This is a genomic window from Burkholderia sp. B21-005, assembly GCF_020843965.1.
GTDB lineage: Bacteria > Pseudomonadota > Gammaproteobacteria > Burkholderiales > Burkholderiaceae > Burkholderia > Burkholderia ambifaria.
In genome coordinates this window covers 1,347,610-1,368,076 of sequence record NZ_CP086302.1, presented here as the reverse complement: position 1 = coordinate 1,368,076, position 20,467 = coordinate 1,347,610, and the positions used below count along the sequence as shown (strand labels likewise).

At 67.9% G+C, this 20,467-nt stretch carries 18 protein-coding genes; 9 read left to right on the top strand and 9 right to left on the bottom strand.

The annotated features are described in order from the left end of the window. Positions 1 to 55: 55 nt before the first annotated feature. Positions 56 to 1,384, top strand: coding sequence for an MFS transporter (locus LMA02_RS22410; protein ID WP_228909861.1), 1,329 nt, complete (start codon positions 56 to 58; stop codon positions 1,382 to 1,384). A gap of 66 nt (positions 1,385 to 1,450) precedes the next feature. Here the strand turns inward: LMA02_RS22410 and LMA02_RS22405 are convergent, their stop codons facing one another. The 5 genes from LMA02_RS22405 to LMA02_RS22385 all read right to left on the bottom strand — a co-directional run bounded on the left by LMA02_RS22405 (position 1,451) and on the right by LMA02_RS22385 (position 7,690). After that, positions 1,451 to 2,773 (bottom strand): TIGR00366 family protein, encoded by a 1,323-nt coding sequence (locus LMA02_RS22405; protein WP_175676929.1) that lies wholly within the window; start codon positions 2,771 to 2,773, stop codon positions 1,451 to 1,453. 241 nt (positions 2,774 to 3,014) lie between these two features. After that, positions 3,015 to 4,355, bottom strand: coding sequence for a chloride channel protein (locus tag LMA02_RS22400; protein ID WP_228909860.1), 1,341 nt, complete (start codon positions 4,353 to 4,355; stop codon positions 3,015 to 3,017). A gap of 178 nt (positions 4,356 to 4,533) precedes the next feature. Next, positions 4,534 to 5,775 (bottom strand): cytosine deaminase, encoded by a 1,242-nt coding sequence (gene codA / locus LMA02_RS22395; protein WP_175659284.1) that lies wholly within the window; start codon positions 5,773 to 5,775, stop codon positions 4,534 to 4,536. A gap of 73 nt (positions 5,776 to 5,848) precedes the next feature. Then, positions 5,849 to 6,313, bottom strand: a complete 465-nt coding sequence (locus LMA02_RS22390; RefSeq protein WP_228909859.1) for a VOC family protein — start codon at positions 6,311 to 6,313, stop codon at positions 5,849 to 5,851. 324 nt (positions 6,314 to 6,637) lie between these two features. Then, the gene (locus tag LMA02_RS22385; RefSeq protein ID WP_228909858.1) at positions 6,638 to 7,690 is read right to left on the bottom strand and encodes an RNA-guided endonuclease InsQ/TnpB family protein; all 1,053 of its coding nucleotides are present in this window, start codon (positions 7,688 to 7,690) and stop codon (positions 6,638 to 6,640) included. Between the two features lie 119 nt (positions 7,691 to 7,809). On the opposite strand from LMA02_RS22385, the gene LMA02_RS22380 reads away from it, so the two are divergent. Both LMA02_RS22380 and LMA02_RS22375 read left to right on the top strand, forming a co-directional pair. Further along, on the top strand, positions 7,810 to 8,952 hold the full coding sequence (locus tag LMA02_RS22380; RefSeq protein WP_228909857.1) for a porin: 1,143 nt from the start codon (positions 7,810 to 7,812) through the stop codon (positions 8,950 to 8,952). 227 nt (positions 8,953 to 9,179) lie between these two features. After that, positions 9,180 to 9,482, top strand: a complete 303-nt coding sequence (locus tag LMA02_RS22375; RefSeq protein WP_228909856.1) for a DUF4148 domain-containing protein — start codon at positions 9,180 to 9,182, stop codon at positions 9,480 to 9,482. Positions 9,483 to 9,623: 141 nt separating this feature from the next. Here the strand turns inward: LMA02_RS22375 and LMA02_RS22370 are convergent, their stop codons facing one another. Further along, positions 9,624 to 10,571 carry a LysR family transcriptional regulator gene (locus tag LMA02_RS22370; RefSeq protein ID WP_166723734.1) on the bottom strand — a complete coding sequence of 316 codons (948 nt, stop codon included), beginning with the start codon at positions 10,569 to 10,571 and terminating at the stop codon, positions 9,624 to 9,626. A gap of 189 nt (positions 10,572 to 10,760) precedes the next feature. Here LMA02_RS22370 and LMA02_RS22365 point away from each other — a divergent pair, with 189 nt between their 5' ends. Together LMA02_RS22365 and LMA02_RS22360 are read left to right on the top strand one after the other, a co-directional pair. Then, positions 10,761 to 12,941 (top strand): FUSC family protein, encoded by a 2,181-nt coding sequence (locus LMA02_RS22365; RefSeq protein WP_228909855.1) that lies wholly within the window; start codon positions 10,761 to 10,763, stop codon positions 12,939 to 12,941. A 157-nt stretch (positions 12,942 to 13,098) separates the two neighbouring features. Continuing rightward, positions 13,099 to 13,311 (top strand): hypothetical protein, encoded by a 213-nt coding sequence (locus tag LMA02_RS22360; protein ID WP_011658750.1) that lies wholly within the window; start codon positions 13,099 to 13,101, stop codon positions 13,309 to 13,311. Between the two features lie 127 nt (positions 13,312 to 13,438). Here LMA02_RS22360 and LMA02_RS22355 read toward each other — a convergent pair whose 3' ends face one another. Further along, complete coding sequence (locus LMA02_RS22355; protein ID WP_228909854.1) at positions 13,439 to 14,548, bottom strand: P1 family peptidase; 1,110 nt, start codon at positions 14,546 to 14,548, stop codon at positions 13,439 to 13,441. A 64-nt stretch (positions 14,549 to 14,612) separates the two neighbouring features. Next, positions 14,613 to 16,019, bottom strand: coding sequence for an APC family permease (locus LMA02_RS22350; RefSeq protein WP_228909853.1), 1,407 nt, complete (start codon positions 16,017 to 16,019; stop codon positions 14,613 to 14,615). A gap of 183 nt (positions 16,020 to 16,202) precedes the next feature. Here LMA02_RS22350 and LMA02_RS22345 point away from each other — a divergent pair, with 183 nt between their 5' ends. Continuing rightward, the gene (locus LMA02_RS22345) at positions 16,203 to 17,003 is read left to right on the top strand and encodes a helix-turn-helix transcriptional regulator (RefSeq protein ID WP_212069596.1); all 801 of its coding nucleotides are present in this window, start codon (positions 16,203 to 16,205) and stop codon (positions 17,001 to 17,003) included. 19 nt (positions 17,004 to 17,022) lie between these two features. Here LMA02_RS22345 and LMA02_RS22340 read toward each other — a convergent pair whose 3' ends face one another. Continuing rightward, on the bottom strand, positions 17,023 to 17,400 hold the full coding sequence (locus LMA02_RS22340) for a nuclear transport factor 2 family protein (RefSeq protein WP_228909852.1): 378 nt from the start codon (positions 17,398 to 17,400) through the stop codon (positions 17,023 to 17,025). Positions 17,401 to 17,689: 289 nt separating this feature from the next. Between LMA02_RS22340 and LMA02_RS22335 the strand changes: the two genes are divergently transcribed. From LMA02_RS22335 to LMA02_RS22325, 3 genes are all read left to right on the top strand, one after another. Continuing rightward, a complete protein-coding gene (locus LMA02_RS22335; RefSeq protein WP_228909851.1) occupies positions 17,690 to 18,574 on the top strand; it encodes a LysR substrate-binding domain-containing protein in 885 nt (294 codons plus the stop codon). Between the two features lie 164 nt (positions 18,575 to 18,738). After that, complete coding sequence (locus LMA02_RS22330; RefSeq protein WP_228909850.1) at positions 18,739 to 19,671, top strand: AEC family transporter; 933 nt, start codon at positions 18,739 to 18,741, stop codon at positions 19,669 to 19,671. Positions 19,672 to 19,976: 305 nt separating this feature from the next. Next, positions 19,977 to 20,351, top strand: coding sequence for a hypothetical protein (locus tag LMA02_RS22325; RefSeq protein WP_166723743.1), 375 nt, complete (start codon positions 19,977 to 19,979; stop codon positions 20,349 to 20,351). Positions 20,352 to 20,467: the final 116 nt, after the last annotated feature.

Below are 20,467 nucleotides of genomic sequence, written 5' to 3'. Positions count from 1 at the left end.
CGCGGCGCGCCGTGCTTGCCGTGTGCGCCCGTTCGCCTTTACCGGAGTCGTCCGCATGTCCACTCAACACGTCCAGATCCTGCCTTCCGCGACCGGCGACGCAAGCGCGTCGCTGAACCGGCTGCTGTTCCGCAAGCTCATGCCGCTGCTGATCGCCGCCTACGTGATCAGCTTCCTCGACCGCACCAACATCGCCTTCGCGAAGCATTCGATGGGCGTCGATCTCGGCATTTCATCCGCGGCCTACGGGCTCGGCGCCGGCCTGTTCTTCCTGACCTACGCGCTGTTCGAGATCCCGAGCAACCTGATCATGCATCGCGTCGGCGCGCGCTTCTGGATCACGCGGATCATGATCACGTGGGGCGCGTTGTCCGTCGCGATGGCGTTCGTCGGCGGCCCGACGTCGTTCTATGTGATGCGCCTGCTGCTCGGCGCCGCCGAAGCCGGACTGTTTCCGGGTGTGATGCTGTACCTCACGTACTGGTTCGGTCGCGAGGAGCGTGCGCGGGCGACCGGCTATTTCCTGCTCGGCGTGTGCATCGCGAACATCGTCGGCGGGCCGCTGGCCGGCGCGTTGATCGAACTCGACGGCACGCTCGGCTTCCACGGCTGGCAATGGCTGTTCGTCGTCGAAGGGATTCCGGCGATCCTGCTCGCCTTCGTCGTCTGGACGCGCCTGCCGGACCGCCCGAGCAGCGCGCCGTGGCTCGCCCCCGAAACGGGCCGCGCACTCGAACGCGCGCTGGCAGCCGAACAGGATGCCGGGGTCGCCGCCCACGGCGGCCACGGGTTCGGCGCCGCGCTGCGCGATCCGCAGATCTGGCTCGCGATCTTCGTGTACTTCTGCCACCAGCTGACGATCTACACGGTGATCTTCTTCCTGCCGGGCATCATTGGCGCATCGGGGCACTTTTCGCCGTTCGCGGTCGGGTTGCTGACCGCGTTGCCCTGGCTCGCCGCCGCACTCGGCGCCGCAACACTGCCGCGCTTCGCGCGCGAGTCGCATCATTCGCGCCGGATCCTGTGCGTCGGGCTCATCGTGATGGCGGCCGGACTGGTGGGCGCCGCCAACGCGTCGCCGGTGGCCGGCCTCGCCTGCGTATGCATCGCCGCGTCGATGTTCTTCGTCGTGCAGTCGATCGTGTTCACGTTTCCGGCGTCGCGACTCGCCGGCAGCGCACTGGCCGGCGGTCTGGGTCTGGTGAACACGTGCGGCCTGCTCGGCGGCTTCGTCGGCCCGACCGTCGTCGGCGCGATCGAACAGGCGACCGGGAATGCGAAGAACGGACTGACGCTGCTCACCGCGGCGCTCGTCGTCGCCGCGTTCGCGAGTCTCGCGCTGCGCCACGGGCACGAGCGGCCCGCTGCGCGATCGGAAGGCTGAGCGTACGCGCGATTCACGCCGGCGCGACGCGGCGGGCCACCCCCGCCTGCCTCGCGCCGCGTTCGGTCAAAACAGATACATCCCCGCCACGAACACCACGCCCGAGAACAGCAGCGTCGTCACGCAGTACCCCATGATGTCGCGCACGCCGAGCCCGGCGATCGCGAGTGCGGGCAGCGCCCAGAACGGCTGCGCCATGTTGGTCCACGCCTCGCCGTAGGCGATCGCCATCGCGGCCTTGCCGAGATCGGCGCCGAGCGCCTGCGCGGCCGGCATCACGAACGGGCCCTGCACCACCCAGTGGCCGCCGCCCGACGGCACCGCGAAATTGATCACGGCCGAGCTGAGGAACGCGAGCAGCGGGAACGTGTGCACGTTCGCGATATCGACGAACCACTTCGTGATCACGCCCGCGAGCCCCGAGTGATCCATCAGCGCCTGGATGCCCGCGTAAAAGGGAAACTGGATCATGATCCCCGATGCACCGCGCGCCGCGCCGGCCACCGCGCGCGCATAGGCCATCGGCGTACGGTGCAGCAGGATGCCGGCCGCGAGGAACGCGAGGTTCACGGTGTCGATGTCGAGCGCGAAGCCCTTCTGCATGAAACGCAGCACGAGGAACGCCGCGCACAGCGCCGCAACGACGACCGACAGCGCGCGGCTCTCTTCCAGCCGTTCCGCGAACGTCGCGTCGGGCCCGAGCTGGCGCTCGACGCTCGGCGGTTCCGCGAGCAGCGCCGGATCGACGCTGACGACGTCGCCGGGTTTCGGCATCATCATCCGCGCGAGAAACGGCAGCATCACGATCAGCCCGATCGTGATGAACGCGTTGTAGCCGGTGAAGATCGTGTCCGACACAGGAATCAGCCCGATGGTCTTTTCCATCGGATTGCCCTTCGTCGCGGCGACGAGCGGGACCGAACCCGACAGCCCGCCGTGCCAGCTGAGGAAACCCATGTACGCGGACGCGACGAGCAGCCGGTAGTCGCTGCCGGCCACGCGGCGCGCGACTTCGCGCGCAAGCATCGCGCCGAGCACGAGGCCGAAGCCCCAGTTGATCGCGCAGGCGAGCGCGCCGACGAACGCGACGAGCATCACGCCCTGCCCTGGCGTGCGCGCGGTGCTTGCGAGCGCAACGAGCAGGCGGCGCACGGGCGGCGAACTCGCGAGCGCGTGGCCGGTGACGAGGATCATCACCATCTGCATCGAAAACGCGAGCAGGTTCCAGAAGCCTGAACCCCACATCGTCGTGAGTTGCACCGGCGTGGTCGGCGTGAGGCCGAATGCGAGCGCGAACGTGACGATCGTCAGCAGGATCGCGAAGATCAACGGGTCGGGCAGCACGCGGTGGACCACCTGCGTGAAAAAGCGGGAAATGCGTTGGACCAACTTGAGCTCCTCGTTTCCTGATAGGGACATCCGCGCGCGTATGGTTCGTTGTTCGGCGGCGCGGAAACGCGCGGATTCTTGCACAGAACCGAAAGACGCGCTTTGGTGGGCGCGCCATCGTGATCAGGCAGCGATAAGCACGAGAACAGGCGAGGAAACGGGAAGGAAAACGACGTCGGGCAGCCGGGGGGCCGCCCGTGCGGATGACTTCGGTTGACGGATGACGGCGCGGGTCAGCGGGTCAGTGCGTCGCCGTCGCCGTCTCCGGCGTGCTGACCGTCGCGATCGCATTCGCGCGCCGCTCGGCCAGTTGCTGCGCGAAGCGATACGCCACGAGCGACCCGGCCACGGCCAGCAGCATCGGCACGAGACTGTCGTGATTCGCGCGCGTGAATTCGAGCAGCAGCACGACGGCCGTGATCGGCATCTGCATCGACGCGGCAAGAAACGCGGTCGCGCCGATCAGCGCGCACCCGCCGATCGACGCGCCCGGCCACACGAGGCCCCACAGCCCGCCGAGCACGACGCCCAGCAGCGCACCGTTCGCGAGGCCCGGCGTCAGCAGCCCGCCCTCCGCGCCCGCCCGCAGGCTGCCCGCCTCGATCAGTACCTTCAGCACGAGCAGCGTCGCCGCGACGCCGATCGTCAGCGTGCCGTCGAAACCCAGTGAAGCCGGCCCCTTGCCATTGCCGAGCAGTTGCGGAAACCACATCGCGAGCACACCGATCACCGCGAAGTTGACCAGCGCGAGCACGGGCAGCAGCCGGCCCTTCGGCGCATCCGCCCGCGCACGGGTCGTGAGCCGCACGAAGCCGTATGCGGCGAAACCGAACAGCGGCCCGCAGACGATCGACCACGCGACCAGCGGCGTGCTCAGCACGAACGCAGGCACCGTGTACTGATGTTCGTTGCCGAGGCCGATCCATGCGACGGCCGCCGCGATCGCCGAGGTGACGACGGCCACCACCAGCGCGCGCAATTCGAACGTGCCGAGCAGCACTTCGAGCACGAACACGGCGCCGCCGAGCGGAACGTTGTAGACGGCCGCCAGGCCAGCGCCCGCGCCGCACGCGACCATCAGTCGGCAGTCGGCAGACGTGAGCCCCGCACGGTGCGCGAGCTGCCCGGCGAGCAGCGAGCCGATCTCGCGCGGTGCGACTTCGCGACCGAGCGGCGAACCGAGCGCGACGGTGACGATCTGCAGCAGCGCGTGAACCGTCGTGCTGACGAACGGCATCCGCGGATCGGCCGCACGCACCGCCCGGCGGATGCTGACGAGCGGCCGGCCGTACCGGTAGAGCGCCCACCAGCCGCCGCCCGCGACGAGCCCGCAGACGACCAGCACCGCGAGCCGGCGCAACGGGTCGGCCAGGGTCACGCCCGTGAGGAAGCTCTGGGTGCCGACCACGTGCGACAGGCTGTAGCCGTAGGCGACATGCTGGATCGCGTGCAGCAGCAGCGCGAGCAGCATCCCGCCGAAGCCCGCGCCGATGCCGGTCAGGACGGTGACGACAGCCATCCGCGCGAACGGGCTGGCGGACGGCGCAGAAGACGCGGGAGCGGATGGAAGGTCGAGGCGCATGAGGTCGGCGAACGAGGATCGACAAGACGGCGCGCACCATGCACGCCGCCGTCAGGACCGCATCGTAGGCGTCGGCCGATCATGAGACACACGTATTTTTCTGATCAACTCATGCATTTCACGAATGAACGAGTGAAGACGCCCCGTGGCGGCGCGTGCCGCCTCCCACGCGCCCCCGTCACTCGGGATACGTGACGCGCTCCGGTTCCCGCCGCATGATCACCTTCCCGTGGCGAACCGACAGCGTGGCCTTCGCCTGCCTGCGCACCGCTTCGTAGTCGCTGTCCGCATCGAGCACGACCAGGTTTGCCGGCCGCCCGACTGCGATCCCGTAACCGTCGCCGAGATGCATCGTCGTCGCGCTGTGATCGGTCACGAAGTCGAGGCAGCGCTGCAGGTCCTCGTAGCCCATCATGTGGCAGATATGGAGGCCCGCGTCGAGCACGCGCAGGATATTGCCGTTGCCCAGCGGATACCACGGATCCTTGATCGAATCCTGCCCGAAGCACACGTTCAGGCCCGCGCGATCGAGCTCCGCGACGCGGGTGACGCCGCGCCGCTTCGGAAACGTGTCGAAACGCCCCTGCAGGTGGATGCTCTCGGTCGGGCACGACACGAAGTTCAGCCCGGCACGCTTGAGCAGCCGGAACAGCTTCGAGCAGTACGCGTTGTCATACGAGCCCATCGCGGTGGTGTGGCTCGCCGTCACGCGCGCGCCCATCCCGCGCACGCGCGCTTCTTCCGCGAGCACTTCCAGAAAGCGCGAATGCGGATCGTCGGTCTCGTCGCAGTGCACGTCGACGAGGCAGCCGGTGCGCTCGGCCAGCTCCATCAGGAAGCGGATCGAGCTGACGCCCTGCTCGCGCGTGTTCTCGAAATGCGGAATCCCGCCGACGACGTCCGCGCCGAGATCGATCGCCTGCTCCATCAGCGCGCGGCCGCCGTCGAACGACTCGATGCCTTCCTGCGGAAACGCGACGATCTGCAGGTCGATCAGCCCGCGCGCCTCGTCCTTCACTTCGAGCATCGCCTTCAGCGCGGCGAGCGTCGGATCGGTGACGTCGACGTGGGTGCGCACGTGCTGGATGCCGTGATCGCGCAGCATGCCGATCGCCGCATGCGCGCGCGTCTTGGTGTCCTCGTGCGTGATCGTCGCCTTGCGCTCGGACCAGCGCTCGATCCCCTCGAACAGCGTGCCGCTCATGTTCCAGGCCGGCTCGCCGGCCGTGAGCACCGCATCCAGATGGATATGCGGCTCGACGAGCGGCGGTATCGCGACACGGCCGCCGGCGTCGATATCGTCGGCGCCGGCGGGCGCGACGGGCGCGGTTTGCGCGTCGATCCGCGCGATCCTGTCGCCGTCGATGCCGATCGTGAAGAGCCCGTCGCGACCGCGCAGGCGTGCATTGAAGAGATTCATGTGGGTCCTGGCGTCATGCGGCGTCAGCGCGCCGCGTGGTGGGGAAATCCGGCTCGTTCAGCGGGTCCGGCATTCAGCGGAAATCCTCGATCTTCAGGCCGGTGGCCGCGCTCATCTCGTCGTTGGTCACGTCGCGCACGTGCTTGCCGAACGTCCACACGTGGCGGCCGGGGTCACGCGCGCGATACATGCGATCGCCGTAGAACGCATCGGCCGGCGCCTGCAGGATCTCCGCGCCGGCCGCGCGTGCGCGTTCGCAGTGCGCGTCGATGTCCGCGTCGTCGGGCAAATGCACATGGACGTGCTGGGTATTGCGGTCGCCCGTGTCTTCCGGTGACGCGATGAAGTCGGCCCACGTGCCGCCGATCATCACGACACCATCACCGAATTTCATTTCGGCGTGGGCGATGTTGCCATCCGGTGTGGTGACGACGAGCGCGCGTTCAAAACCGAATGCACGTTCGAGCCATGCGAGCGCGGCTTTCGGGTCGCGGTAGCAGAGCGCGGCACTGAAGGACGGACGGTGATGCGTAGTCATCGATGTCTCCTTGTCCCGGCATGGGATGGCTCATTCTCCACGCGCGCGGTGCGGCGAGCAACTCCCACGCCGGTGACGCGCGTGTTGTCAATGCGCGACACGGCACGCGCGGCAATCGCACATCACGCACCGCGCCTTCCTCGAAAACGCCCGGCTCGCCGCGGCCGCGCCGGTTTGTGAACGCCGTATGACGCACTCTTGCGCGGCTCGCAACGGTGCGCTCGCGCGCCGCCCGCCGGAATCGAACGGACGCGCCCCTACACTTGCGCCGAACTTTGATCACCGTCCCACACGCAGGAGCAGTTACTTGACGTCCTCACCCGCCTAAAGGCAGGTGATTCCCACACCTGGCGATGCACGTCCGCATCGGAGAATGTTCAGCGCAGCGTTGGTATCTCGATCATGCTCGACACCACAGTCACTACAGGCCCACTCTCTTATTCGCAGTCCCGCGATACCTTTCGGCCGCGTCGTGCTGTCTTTCGACCCGCACGACGAACAGGACTGGGTAGAACCGCTTTCGTCGACTTCCTCGAACGTGGCCCCGTGCGCCATCGCCTTGTAACGGAGCTTGTTTCGGAAGGACGACCAGGATGCGTCGTAGACGCTCTTCGCCATCCTGGTTCTGGCGAGCTTCGCGGCCGACACGTTGCCGACCGCGAGGTAATCGAAACGCCGCACCAGATCGAGCGCGAGCTTGTGCTGGAAATCGGCACGGGCATTCGCCACTTTGGCGTGCAGCTTCGCGATATGTCGCTTGTGCTTGCGCGCCCGTTGAGCTTTCGCCAGTTTCTCCGCCGCGCGTCGGCCGAATCGGTCATTGGGCAGCTTCTCGCCCGTCGAAAGTGTGGCGAAGTCTTTCAGGCCGAGATCGATGCCAACACCGGAACGGACCGGGCGGGCCTGAACATCGGGCATCTCGATCACGATGTTCAGAAACCAGTTGCCACGTGCATCCTGCGCAAAGGTGGCCCCATCCTTGATCTTGCCTTCGGGAAGCGCCCGGCTGTGGAATACCCGAAACGTGTTGCCGGCGAAACGGAATGCGTCACCCTCGCGCTTCAGGTCACGCCCCTTCAGCGGCACCCAGCCCAGCGATTTCCTGCCGCGATAGCGCCGGTAGGGCCGACGGTGCTGACTGCGCGACTTCGCATATTGCTCGCACGTCGCGTTGATCGTGCCGGAGTGGATGCCGAGCGCCTTGCTGCTCCCCGTCGTCAGCACGTTCAGATCGAATCCCGTCGGCCACTTCTTGCTCCACTTGAGCGCGTGCTTCTGCGTGTCGTTGCAGAAGTTCCAGACGTAGTTCACCGCACGGCTCTGCTTGTTGAGCAGTCCGTTGAGCGACTTCACCCGGTAGCGGTAGACAAGAATCATGCCGGGGATCCTAACCCGTGGAAGAAGCTGCCTGTCAACAGCACTCCTTTCCTTCCCGCCATCCGCCCCGAAGGAAGTCCCCTTGGGGGAAATGGCGGGGTTTCTCGGAGCAAATTCTGATGAACAAAACCCTGATTGCCGCCGCCTCCGCCACCGCACTCTTCGCCCCGCTCGCGCACGCGCAGAGCTCGGTCACGCTGTACGGCCTGATCGACGCCGGCATCGCGTACACCAACAACGTGAACGGCGGGTCCCAGTGGCGGATGACCACCGGCACCATCAACGGCAGCCGTTTCGGCCTGCGCGGCACCGAGGACCTCGGCGGCGGCCTGAAGGCGCTGTTCGTGCTGGAGAACGGCTTCAACGCGAACAATGGCGCGCTCGGCCAGGACGGCAAGCTGTTCGGCCGCCATGCATACGTCGGCCTGAGCCGCAGCGGCTACGGCACGCTGACGCTCGGCCGCCAGTACGACACGATGGTCGATTTCGTCGCGCCGCTGTCCGCGACGGCCGGCGACTTCGGCGATACGGGCTTCGCGCACCCGTTCGACAACGACAACCTGAACCATTCGGTGCGCATCAACAACGCGGTCAAGTACACGAGCGACACGATCGCGGGCTTCAAGGTCAGCGCGCTGTACGGCTTCTCGAACTCGACGAACTTCGCCGGCAACCGCGCGTACAGCGTCGCGGCGAGCTACACGAACGGCCCGCTGAAGCTGGCCGGCGCGTACCTGCAGATGAACGGCACGAAGGGCTCGACGAGCGCGAGCCCCGGCGCGACCGACGTGGCCGAAGCGAAGAGCGTGAGCCAGGGCGGCTGGTCGGTGGGCGCGGACCGCATGCGCACCTATGGCGGCGGCGTCAGCTACGGGTTCGGTCCGGCGACGGTCGGCTTCGTCTATACGCGTTCGCAGTACGACAACTCGGGCTCGTTCGGCTCCACCGGCCAGGTCGCGTTCAACAACTACGACGTGAACGTGCGCTATGCGGTGACGCCGGCCGTCAGCCTCGGCGCGGCCTACGTGTATACGGACGCCAGCGTGTCGAACCCGGACAGCAAGCACGGCACGGATCCGAAGTGGCACCAGGTCGACCTGCAGGCTGTGTACAAGCTGTCGCGCCGCACCGACCTGTACGCGGAAGCGATGTACCAGCACGCATCGGGCCGCGGCTACCAGGCGTTCATCAACACGTCGGGCGGCGCATCGAGCACCGCGAACCAGGTCGTCGGCACGATCGGCATGCGCACGCGCTTCTGACCGCCGATCCGCACGACGGAATGACGCGTCGCCCGCCGGCCACGTCCGTGTCGCCGCGCACGGGCCGGGTCGGCACGGGCGACGTGCGTCAATGTTGTGCCATCTGGAAAGCAGCCTGCCTGGAATCGGGGTTTTTGTGGCCGCATGCGCTGCATAGACTGGCGTCGATGGTTCGGATCGCGCATCGATCGCTGAACCGGCCTCACCCCCGTCTACAGGAGAACATCGTGAAATCGCTCGTCGTTACCGCCGCCGCTGCCGTCCTGCTTGCCGCACCGGCCCTGTCGTTCGCGCAGTCCGCCAAGTCGCCCGTCACGCGCGCACAGGTGCTGCAGGAGCTTTATGACCTCGAATCGGTCGGCTACAACCCGTCGCTCGGCGACGCGGGCAACTATCCGGACGACATCATGGCGGCGCAGGAGCGCCTCGCGGCAAAGCGGCTCGCCGAGCACAAGGCCGCGCAAACCGCATATGGCCCGGCCGGTGCGGGCGCAACCGAATCGGGCGTGGCAGCGAAGCCCGCGCAGTGAATGCATGCGGTAACGCCGCGCCCGCATGACTTGTGACCTGCGGGCGCGGCGGATACCGCGCGAACCGGCCCGTGATGACGCGGCCGGACAGACAGCGGGCCGTCCGGCACGCTGCCATCCTGTTGCTTTCTGTATTCGCCGTCAGGCGGCCTGTGATTCGCGGTCGATCGCGTTCAGCATCTCGACGTCGCGCGCGATCATCCCCGGCACCTGCGCCCGCAGCATCTCGACCCAGGTACGCACCTTCGCGTCGACGAAGCGGCGCGACGGATACAGCGCATACACGTTCATCTTCTGCAGGATGTGCTCGGGCAGCACGCGCACGAGCGTGCCGTCGCGCAGCGCGTCGATCGCCGAATACAGCGGCAGCATGCCGATCCCGATGCCGTCGCGGATCGCGAGCGCGAGCGACTCGGCCGTATTGGTCTGCACCGGCCCGGCGACATGGATCTGCTCGACGCCCCCGGCGCCTTCGAGCACCCATTCGTGGGTCGGGAAGGCCGGCGTGCAGAGCGTCAGGCACGCGTGCGCACCGAGATCCTGCGGGCGTGCCGGCGCGCCGTGGCGCTTCACGTACTCGGGCGACGCGCACAGGATGCTGAAGGTCGAGCCGAGCAGGTGCGACACGAGTTCAGAATCGGGCAGCGACGACGCGGTCACGACAGCCATGTCGCTCGTGCCGTCGAACAGGTCGGGCATGCGCTGCGACAACGAAAGCTCGATCGACACGTCCGGATACTGCGTGTGATAGCGCGTCAGCGCGGGCATCACGTAGTGATGGCCGACGCTCGCGAAGCTGTGCATGCGCAGCACGCCGGCCGGCCGCTCATGCGCGCAGCTTGCCTCTTCCTCGGCGCGATCGACGTCGGCGAGGATCTGCCGGCAGCGCCGCAGATAGCTTTCGCCGGCCGACGTCAGCGCGAGACGGCGCGTCGAGCGATTCATCAGACGGGTGCGCAGGCGCGCCTCGAGCTCCGACACCGCGCGCGACATCGCGCCCGTCGTCGAATTCAGCGATTGCGCGGCCGCGGTGAAACTGCCCGTCTCGACGACGCGCGAAAACACCCGCATGTTTTGTAGGGTATCCATTCGTGTGAGCAAACCTGTAGCGGAGCCGACATTTTCCTCCAGTGGACGCGACAGATTGTTACGCGGCCTGCAACTATCGTTTCCCCGTAGCTGCGTTAATGCCCGCGCGCCGCGCTCCTACAATCGGCGCCTCACCAGTCGAACGGACCCGTCCGGACGCGCCGCGACACCGCACGCCCTTTCCTTTTCATGAAGCCACAACCTGCCGAGCGACCTTCCATCGAACCCGCACGATGGAGCGCCTGGCTCGATCCGCTCGGCGGCGCCGCGCGCGATTGGGCCGTGAGCGACGGGCTGATCTGGCTGCACCTCGCCAAGACCGTGTTCGCCGCGCTGCTCGCGATGGGCATCGCGATGCGGCTCGAGATGTCGCAGCCGCGCACCGCGATGACGACCGTGTTCGTGCTGATGCAGCCGCTGTCGGGGATGGTGTTCGCGAAGAGCTTCTATCGCGTGCTCGGCACGGCGGCCGGCCTCGTCGCCGCGCTCGCGCTCGGCGGGCTGTTCGCGCAGCAGCCGGAGCTGTACATGGCCGGCATCACGCTGTGGATCGGCGCCTGCATCGCGCTCGCGGTGCGCAACCGCCACTTCCGCTGGTACGGGTTCGTGCTTGCCGGTTACACCGCCGCGCTGATCGGCCTGCCGGCGGTAATGACGCCGCAGACGCTGTTCCAGTCGGCGCTCACGCGCGCGGCGGAAGTCGCGCTGGGCATCGCGTGCTCCGGTGCGGTCAGCGCGCTGATCCTGCCGCTCAGTTCCGCGAAGGCGCTGATGCGCTCGCTGACCGCCCGCCACGTGAAGTTCCCGGCCTTCGCGGCCGGCGCGCTGTCGGGCGAGCTCGCGCGCGGCGATTTCGAGCGGCGCTTCGCCGATTTCGTCGACGAGATCGTCGGCTTCGAGGCCAATCGCGCGTTTGCGTCGTTCGAGGATCCGCACATCCGCGCGCGCAGCCGTCGGCTCGCGCGGCTGAACAGCGAGTTCATGAACGCGTGCACGCGCCTGCATGCGCTGCACCAGCTCGTCAAGCGCTTGCGCGCGAACCGCTCGGACGCCGTGCTCGACGCGCTCGCGCCGCATGTCGACGGGCTCGCGCGGCGGATCACCGCGTTGCGCGACGAGCGGCAGCGCGGGATCGCGTCGACGACCGGCGCGCTGCTCGAACTGCGCCGCTTTCACGGCGCGTTGCCGAAGGCTGCCCGCGCATCGCGCCGCGAGATCGAGGATCACGCGGCCGGCGGCCTGCTCGACTTCGATACCGCAATCGAGCTGATGTATCGCTTCATCGGCGAGTATGTCGGCTATGCCGACACGTACGCGTCGCTCGACCGCGACGATCATGCGTTCGAACGCTCGGTCACGCACTACGCGGTGAAGACCAATTCATTCTTCGTCGGCTTCGCGTTCCTGCGCACGCTCGTCGCCGTCGGCGCGATGAGCGCGTTCTGGATCGCGTCCGAATGGCCGAGCGGCTCGCTCGCCGTGATCGCCACGGCAATCGCGTGCGCACTGAGCTCGACTTCGCCGCGCGCGTCGAAGTTCGTCGCGCAGATGGCCGTGGGCGCGGCGTTCGCGACCGCAGTCGGCTATGTGTTCCTGTGCTACGTGTATCCGAACATCGACGGCTTTCCGCTGCTGTGCGCGGCTCTCGCGCCGGTGCTCGGCCTCGGCGCGTTTCTCGCGATGCGTCCGGGGCTATCCGGCTACGGGATCGGCTTCGCGGTGTTCTTCTGCCTGCTCGCAGGGCCCGACAACGCGATCGCGTACACCCCCGAGGTGCTCGTCAACAATGGCTTCGCCGTCGTCATCGCGATGCTTGCATGCTCGATCGTGTTCGCGGTGGTGTTTCCGACCCACATGCCGTGGCTCACGTCGCGCATCGCGCACGATTTGCGCCGCCAGGTCACGCTCGCCTGCGAAGGCACGCGCGAGGGCCTCGCGGCGCGCTTCCAGTCGAGCACGCACGACCTGATGGCGCAGCTGCGCACGCTGCTCGTCAGGCGCACGCGACAGCATCGCGACGCGCTGCGCTGGATGCTGTCGACCCTCGAAGTCGGCCATGCGGTGATCGACCTGCGCGACGAGCTGCACGGGTTCTGCGAATCGAAACCGCCGCAGACGACGCGCTGGACCGCGTCGGTCGATGCGGTGCTGCGCGAGCTGCCGCGCTTCTTCGACGATCCGACGCCGGTCCACCACGCGCGCACGCTCAAATCCGTGAACCTGGCGATCCGCGCCGCGCAGCACACGCTGCATGCGTGGTACGCGGTGCCCGCCGAGCGCCACCGCATGCAGCGCATCGTCGGCTGCCTGCACTTCATCCGCAGCGCGCTGCTGGACAAGGACGCGCCGTTCAACCGCCACCGTCATTGATCGACGACGGTGATCGACCGCGATCGATGCGCACGCAACGTTATCCTTGTTCCGATTGGAAATAAGCTCTGCGCCCGCGGCGATTAATCTTCAAGCAGTGCGAGCCTATAGTTTCCTCACTGCCAGCGAGACTGGTACTGACCCAGGAGAAACTCAAATGAAGCCGCTGCACCTCGCCCTCGTTGCCCTGTCGCTCACCGCCGCTGTCGCGCACGCCCAGCCTGCGCCGGCCGACCACGCGCAGCAACCGGCGAACCGCGCCGAAGCCGTCCAGGCCGCAGGTCGCGTCGATCGTGCGCAATCAAAGCAGGAAGACCCGAACGCATGCGTCGGCCCCGTCAGCTTCTGCAACGTCTACTTCGGTAGCTGAGCATGACGCCGCGTCGTCACGGCCGAGCCCGCCGCGCACGCATCGCATGCGCGCGCGCGACGCGCCGATCGATCGCCGCAACGACCCCGCCCGCCGCGCCGCTTCGATTGAAGCGGCGCACCGCGTTTCACGCGCCGCGTCCCGGCCGCCACCCCACTTCGCGCAACGCATCCAGCAAGCGCGCCTGCCCCAGCCCTTCGACCCGTGCGCCGCGCGACTCGACGTCGCTCCCCACGACCAGCGCATTCACGATCGCTTCCTCCGCCGCTTCCGCCGCGGCGGCGAACAGCGCCGAGATATGGTCGTTGTTCACCATCGTCACGGCCGTCGTGGGCGTGCCCTTGCTGCCGTAGTTCGCGGCCGGCAGCCCGTCGTTGCCCGTCGCAAACGCGAGGAAGATGTCGCCGCTCGAATCCTCCGTGCCGCCGCCGACACGGGCCAGCCCGACGCTCGCGCGCTGCGCGAGGCGCGTGCACTGGTGCGGCAGCAGCGGCGCGTCGGTCGCGATCGTGACGACGATCGAGCCCATCCCGGCTTCGCCTCGCGCATCGGGCGCACGAAACGGCGAATGCACGTGCCGCAGCACCTCACCGACCGGATAGCCGGCCACGCGCAGCATCTCGCGCACGCCGTAGTTCGCCTGCACGAGCGCGCCGACGGTCCAGCCGCCCGCGTCGGCCGCGACCACCCGCGACGCGGTGCCGATGCCGCCCTTGAACTCGTGGCAGATCATCCCCGTGCCGCCGCCGACGCCGCCTTCGGCGACCGGCCCCGACTGCGCCGCGGCCAGCGCACGCTGGACGTGCGCGGCATTCACGTGCTGCCCCCAGATATCGTTGAGCAGTCCGTCGTAGGTTTCCATCACGACCGGCATGCACCAGTACACGCGGCCGGCCGCCGCTTCGCGTTCGTTCGCGACCAGCGCATCGCGCACCGCGCCGACGCTGTGCGTGTTCGTATAGGCGATCGGCGTCGTCAGCAGGCCGGCCTCGCGGATCCATTCGAGCCCGGTCGCATCGCCGTTGCCGTTCAGCACGTGGACGCCCGCGAAGCACGGCGAATCGTGCGCGGCGCCCGCGCGCGGCTCGATGACGGTCACGCCGGTGCGGATCGATGCGTCGCCGTTCTCGACGTTCAGCGTGCAATGTCCGACCCGCACGCCCGGTACGTCCGTGATCGCGTTGAAACGGCCCGGCGTGCCGAGTCCGATGCGGATGCCGAGATCCCTCGTGCGCATGATGCATTTCCTCCCGTGTTTCAATGGTTCGATGTTTCGGTATGGCAAGGTTTCGACGCGGCATTCAGAGCGCGCGGAACGCGTCGCTGTGGCGCGCCCAGACCGCATACATCACGAGTGCGGCCGCCAGCAGCGCGCCGATGATGATCAGGTCGGTCGGCTTGGTCGCCGTCGCCAGCGTCGTGTAGAGCGTGTACGCGGCGCCCGCGACCGCGACGAGCGGCGTCACGGGCCACAGCGGCATCCGGTAGTGATGTTCGACGTCGCGGCGCACGAACCGGCTCGCCAGCGCGGCCAGCCCGACGACCAGATAGATCAGCAGCAGCAGGTCGACCGTGAACGCGGTCAGCTCGTCGAGGCTCGACACGAATACCAGCCCCGACGACGGCACCGCCAGTGCGAGCGTCGCGAGCCACGGCGATTCGAAGCGCGGATGGATCGTCGAGAATGCGCGGTTGCAGGTGCGCGACCAGAGCGCATGCCGGCCGCTGCTGTACAGCAGGCGTCCCATCGTGATCACGATCGCGATGATCGCATTGAACACCGACAGGAAGATCCCGCCGCTGACCACGCGCGATACCACCGGGTTGCTCAGCGAACGCACGACATAGCCGATCGGGTCGGCGCTCTTCGTCAGCTCCGTCAGCGACGGCGCGCCGAGCACGATCGCGGTGAGCGGGATCAGTTCGACGACGAGGATCACCAGCAGCGAATAGATCACCGCCTTCGCGACGTTGCGGTTGCCGCCGCGCAGGTCTTCCGCGAGATACGCGGCGGAGCCGAAGCCGTTGTAGCAGAAGATCGCCGTGCCGATCGCGGGCACGATCGCCGCGAACGTGGCGGGCACCAGTGCAGTGCCGCTCGCGACGACCGGCGCGACCAGCACCTCGGCGCCGCGATGCGGCGAGCCGAAGCCGAGCCCCGCGATCAGCATCAGCACGCCGATCTCGACGACGAGAAACGCGCCCGTGATCCACGCATTGGTCTTGATGTTCAGCATGCCCAGCACGTAGCTGAGCAGCACGATCGTCAGCGCGACCGACTGGTTGCCGAAGTGCGTGCCGAGCGCGTTGTTCAGGTATGGCGCGGCGCCGCTCGCGAGCACGGCCGGGATGAACACGCTGACGGACAGCACCGTGATGAAAGTCAGGTAGCCGGGCAGCGTGCCGAACACGCGCTTGGCCATCACGTACTCGCCGCCCGCGCTGCGGTGTGCGGCGCTGAGCTCCGCGTAGCAGAGCGCGAACGCGAGCGCGAGCACGCCACCGAGCAGGAACGACAGCACCGCGCCGCTGCCGGCCTGCTGGATCGCGAACGGCGCGATCACGAAGATCGAGCTTGCAGGCGTCACGCCCGACACGGTGATCATCACCGCATCACGCACGCTGAGCGTCTGCGACAACGCGCGCGGCGCGTCTTCCGTGGCAGGCGTCGCTTGCAGCGTGCCCGTCGATTCCGACATCATCGCCATTTCGTTCTCCTGTGCTTGCGGTCTGTCTGCCTATGCACTACGCCTGCGCGATTCATGTGCGGACAGATCCTTTGCGCCGTTTTTTTGAACACCCATACTCGGGCCCGATTGATTGCGTGGCAGTCTAGGAAGCCAAATTCAGGACCGCTATTCCCCCTTCGTGTTACGCCCTCCGGTGGTGGTATGGATCGACTCTTCTCCGAAATCGCGATGCACCAGGCGCTCGGCCGCGCAATCGATCATCTCGGCCAGCCGCGTTTCTGGCGGTTCCTGGTGCTGCTGCTCAATGAAATGGTGCCGTTCGACAACGCGCTCGCGACCGCGATCGGCCGCGACGGCGTGCCGCTCGTGCTCGACGAATACGACACGGGCGGCACCGACAGCGCGTCGCCGGTGCCGCTTTACCTCAATGGGTTATATCTGCTCGATCCGTTCCTGCAGGCCGCGCACGACGGGCTCGCCGACGGCTGCTACCGGCTCGAGGAAGTTGCGCCGGACCTGTTCCGGCAGAGCGAGTATTTCCTGAGCTATTTCCGCGATGCGGTCGGCGACGACGAAATCCAGATCCTGCTGCGACCAAACCCCGACCTGCTGCTGTCGTTGTCGCTCGGTGCGTCCACGCGCTTCGACGTCGAGCCGCTCGGCAAGCTGACGGCCGCGATGCCGTGGGTGCTCGCGGCGATCCGGCAGCACTGGCGGCTGGTGGGCGATGCCGCGCGCGCGACGCCCGACGACGATCTCGGCGCGCGCGTCGAGCAGGCGCTCGCGCGCTTCGGCGCGGGCGTGCTGACGGATCGCGAGATGTCGATCGCGCGAATGGTGCTGCGCGGCAATTCGTCGAAGGCGATCGCGGAGCGGCTGGCGATTTCACCGGAGACGGTGAAGGTGCATCGGCGGCATCTCTACGCGAAGCTCGGCATCTCGTCTCAGCCGGAGCTGTTTTCGCGGTTCATTCAGGCGCTCGGAGAGCATGCGGCGGGGTAAGCATGTCGATGCGGCGCCCTCAACCACCCGATTCGACGAACCCGCCATCGGGCGCCTGGTGCGGCACATACCAGCCGAAATACACCTCGGCCTCGACGAGCCGCCCGTCGCGCACGCGCAATCGCTCCGCGTTCCGGAAGCGCCGGCCGGCGCTCGTTTCCGCTTCGTACACGACGAACACGTATTCACCGTGCACGGCGATGTCGACGAAGTCGAAGGCGGCGAGCATCGCGCTGTTCGGCCAGCAGCGCGCCAGATACGTGTCGCGGTCGAGCCGGTTGTCGAGCGGGCTCGTGAAATGGAAGTCCGGCGCGATCAGCGCTTCGATCGCGTCGCGGTCCTTGTCGACATACGCGCGATAGCTCGCGCGTGCCACATCACCGGGGTCGTCAGGCATTGCTCCCTCCGCGAAGGACCGGGACGAACGCGACGGCCCGCGCCGCCCCGAGGCATCGATGAAACACATCCGGGCGGCACGCGCCGCACCGCACCACGCTTTCCGCGTCGGCCTGCCGATGCCGCGGTTGCCCGTTTTCGCACGCACGGGCATGATGTCCGCCAGCGTGCGGGCTGCGTCCGCCCGCTTCCGCGGCCATCGGTGCGCGATCGGCGTGCCGTCCCTGCGCCGCCGCCGGCATCATCGAGCAATCCGCGTGCCGGCCCCGGCCACCCACCTCACCGAGTCCATGTCACTACGCGCATTCAGAACGCTGGTCGCGATCGCCCGATACCGGACCTTCGCACGCGCCGGCGAAGCGATCGGGCTCACGCAGTCCGCCGTGAGCCTGCAGATCAAGACGCTCGAAAACGAATACAACGTCCAGCTGTTCGACCGTTCGCGCCGCCAGCCGGTACTCACCGAAGCCGGCAACATTCTCGTCGCGCAGGCCGAGCAGGTGCTCGCGATGGTCGACCGGATTCCCGATGCGCTCAGCGACGAGAAGAAGCTGGTCGGGCGCCTGCGGGTCGGCGCGATCCAGACCGCGCTGTCCGGCCCGCTGCCCGATGCGCTGCTCGCGCTGCGCGACGCGCATCCGTCGTTGCGCGTGCACGTATCGGCCGGCATGTCGGCCGAACTGGCGAACCGCGTCGCGGCCGGCGAACTCGACGCGGCGATCACGACACGCCCGGTGCGCCCGCATCCGGCGGAACTCACCTGGACCACGCTGTACGAAGACCGCTTCTGGCTGCTCGCGCCGCCGCACTATGCGGAGCGCGACGCGGGCATGCTGCTCGAGGCGCTGCCGTTCATCCGCTTCGACGCGCAGGCGTGGGCCGGCCGGATGATCGCCGCCGAGCTGCGCCGCATCGGCGTGCGCGTGCGCGAGGAGATGGTGCTCGACAGCGCGGAGACGATCGCGCGCATGGTCGCGCGCGGGCTCGGCGCGGCGATCGTCGCGCTCCCCGACTCGACGCTCGCGCGTCTGCCGCCCGTCACGCGCTTGCCGTTCGGCCAGCCGCAGATGGGCCGCGCGGTCGTGCTGCTCGAACACCGGTCGCGCCCGGCCGAGCGTTTCGCGCGTGCGCTGGGCGCCGAAATCACCGCGTCATCGATGAGAATTTCTCATTGAACACCCGATAATTAACCATTATTCCTGCTTCATCCGCGTGTTAACTTGGCGGCACCCTCACTCTTTCGATTGCGTGCCGCCATGTTGCCCGCCGGATGGATTCCCGCTTCGCTCCGCTGCTGCGCCTGCCGCCCGTCCCGCCCGGCCCATCTGAAGGCGCGCCGATGATCGGCCCGATCCTGCTCGCGCTCGCGCCGGTCGCGCTGCTGGTCGCGTTCGGCCACGGCCTGCGGCGCACGGGCTTCATCGCCGATGCGTTCTGGCCGCACGCCGAGCGGCTTTGCTACTACGTGCTGCTGCCCGCGCTGTTCGCGGACAGTCTCGCGAATGCGCGGCTGCAATCGTTGCCCGTGTTGCCGCTCGCGGCGGCGCTGGTCGGTTCGACCGTGCTCGTCGCGGCGCTTCTGCTGCTGGTCCGCCGATTCGTGCAGGTGGACGGCGCCGGGTTCACGTCGGTGTTCCAGGGCGCGGTGCGTTTCAACAACTATGTCGGCACGGCACTCGCCGCCGGACTGTTCGGCGCGCACGGGATCGCGCTCGCGGCCGTGTGCGTCGCGGCGATCGTCCCGACCGTGAACCTGATGTGCGTGCTGGTGTTCGCGCGCTACGGCGAAACTCGGCTCGGCGCAGGGGCGCTCATGCGCCAGATCCTGTCGAATCCGCTCGTCGTCGGCTGCGCGCTCGGGATCGCGATGCAGGCCGTCGGCGTCGGGTTTCCGGCCGCCGTCGAACCGGCCATGCGCGCGCTCGGCGCCGCGTCGATGCCGCTCGGCCTGCTGTGCGTGGGTGCGGCACTGAAATTCGATGCGGCACGCGGATGGCTGCAGCCGATGTGCGTCGCATCGGCATTCAAGTTCCTCGCGATGCCGCTCGTCACGCTCGCGGCCGGCCGCCTGTTCGGGCTCGGCGATGCCGCGCTGACCATCGCGCTGCTGTTCCAGGCGCTGCCGACATCGTCCTCGTCGTACATCATGGCGCGCCAGCTCGGCGGCGATGCGCCGCTGATGGCCGGCATCACCGCGTTCCAGACGATCGCCGCCGCGCTCGCGATGCCGGCCGTGCTGACGGCGCTCGCGTCGGCGCCGGTGTTTCGCTGACCGCCTGGCAGCGGCGCGCGCAACGCAACCGCAGGCGCCGTTGAACGGGCCCGAATCCGTCCGGCGCGCGCAACCGCCGGCCCGTTGCGCGGGGCCTACGCGCCGCCGATGCGCCCCCGGTTCTTCTCGCAGCCCTGCCAAAAACCGCCTATGTTGAATGAAGAGCGTCCGTTCAGCCGCCATTCGACTACGCGTCGCTCGCACCGGCTGACACGGCGCCGTGTTCCGGCACCATTCCCCGCGATCGTGCGCACGCCCGGCCGTGCACGCGCTCGCGCCGCCCACCGGACTACAAGGAGGTACCCATGAAAGCCGTGCTGCTCGTCAGTTCCGTCGTGCTCGCCATGGCGTCCGTTTCAGCCTCGGCTCAAGGCTCGATCACCAAAGTCGAAAACGGCACGCTCGTCGCCGCGAACGGAATGACCGTCTACGCATTCGACAAGGACAAGCCCAACGGCGGCACCAGTGCCTGCTCGGGCCCATGCGAGACACTCTGGCCGCCGTACAAGGCCAGCGCGACCGACGTACCGGTCGGCCCCTACACGATCGTCAAGCGTGACGACGGCAGCCCGCAATGGGCGTACAAGGGCAAGCCGCTGTACTTCTTCTCGAAGGACATGAAACAGGGCGATCGCAACGGCGACAATTTCAAGAACGTGTGGCACGTGGTCGCCCCGTAAGCGTTCGTTCCACGCGTTGCGTGTCGGCACGGCCGCGGCACGCGTAAAAAAGCCTGCCCCGATCGCCGATCGGGGCAGGCTTTGGGCGTGCTTGCGCCGGCTGCATGGCGTCACCC

Bases quoted from the DNA above. Each gene is read 5' to 3' on its own strand.
- LMA02_RS22410 (WP_228909861.1), top strand. From the start codon at position 56: ATGTCCACTCAACACGTCCAGATCCTGCCTTCCGCGACCGGCGACGCA.
- LMA02_RS22330 (WP_228909850.1), top strand. From the start codon at position 18,739: ATGATCGGCCCGATCCTGCTCGCGCTCGCGCCGGTCGCGCTGCTGGTC.
- LMA02_RS22365 (WP_228909855.1), top strand. From the start codon at position 10,761: ATGAAGCCACAACCTGCCGAGCGACCTTCCATCGAACCCGCACGATGG.
- LMA02_RS22400 (WP_228909860.1), bottom strand. From the start codon at position 4,355: ATGCGCCTCGACCTTCCATCCGCTCCCGCGTCTTCTGCGCCGTCCGCC.
- LMA02_RS22325 (WP_166723743.1), top strand. From the start codon at position 19,977: ATGAAAGCCGTGCTGCTCGTCAGTTCCGTCGTGCTCGCCATGGCGTCC.
- LMA02_RS22350 (WP_228909853.1), bottom strand. From the start codon at position 16,019: ATGGCGATGATGTCGGAATCGACGGGCACGCTGCAAGCGACGCCTGCC.
- codA (WP_175659284.1), bottom strand. From the start codon at position 5,775: ATGAATCTCTTCAATGCACGCCTGCGCGGTCGCGACGGGCTCTTCACG.
- LMA02_RS22340 (WP_228909852.1), bottom strand. From the start codon at position 17,400: ATGCCTGACGACCCCGGTGATGTGGCACGCGCGAGCTATCGCGCGTAT.
- LMA02_RS22360 (WP_011658750.1), top strand. From the start codon at position 13,099: ATGAAGCCGCTGCACCTCGCCCTCGTTGCCCTGTCGCTCACCGCCGCT.
- LMA02_RS22335 (WP_228909851.1), top strand. From the start codon at position 17,690: ATGTCACTACGCGCATTCAGAACGCTGGTCGCGATCGCCCGATACCGG.
- LMA02_RS22345 (WP_212069596.1), top strand. From the start codon at position 16,203: ATGGATCGACTCTTCTCCGAAATCGCGATGCACCAGGCGCTCGGCCGC.
- LMA02_RS22355 (WP_228909854.1), bottom strand. From the start codon at position 14,548: ATGCGCACGAGGGATCTCGGCATCCGCATCGGACTCGGCACGCCGGGC.
- LMA02_RS22380 (WP_228909857.1), top strand. From the start codon at position 7,810: ATGAACAAAACCCTGATTGCCGCCGCCTCCGCCACCGCACTCTTCGCC.
- LMA02_RS22370 (WP_166723734.1), bottom strand. From the start codon at position 10,571: ATGGATACCCTACAAAACATGCGGGTGTTTTCGCGCGTCGTCGAGACG.
- LMA02_RS22385 (WP_228909858.1), bottom strand. From the start codon at position 7,690: ATGATTCTTGTCTACCGCTACCGGGTGAAGTCGCTCAACGGACTGCTC.
- LMA02_RS22390 (WP_228909859.1), bottom strand. From the start codon at position 6,313: ATGACTACGCATCACCGTCCGTCCTTCAGTGCCGCGCTCTGCTACCGC.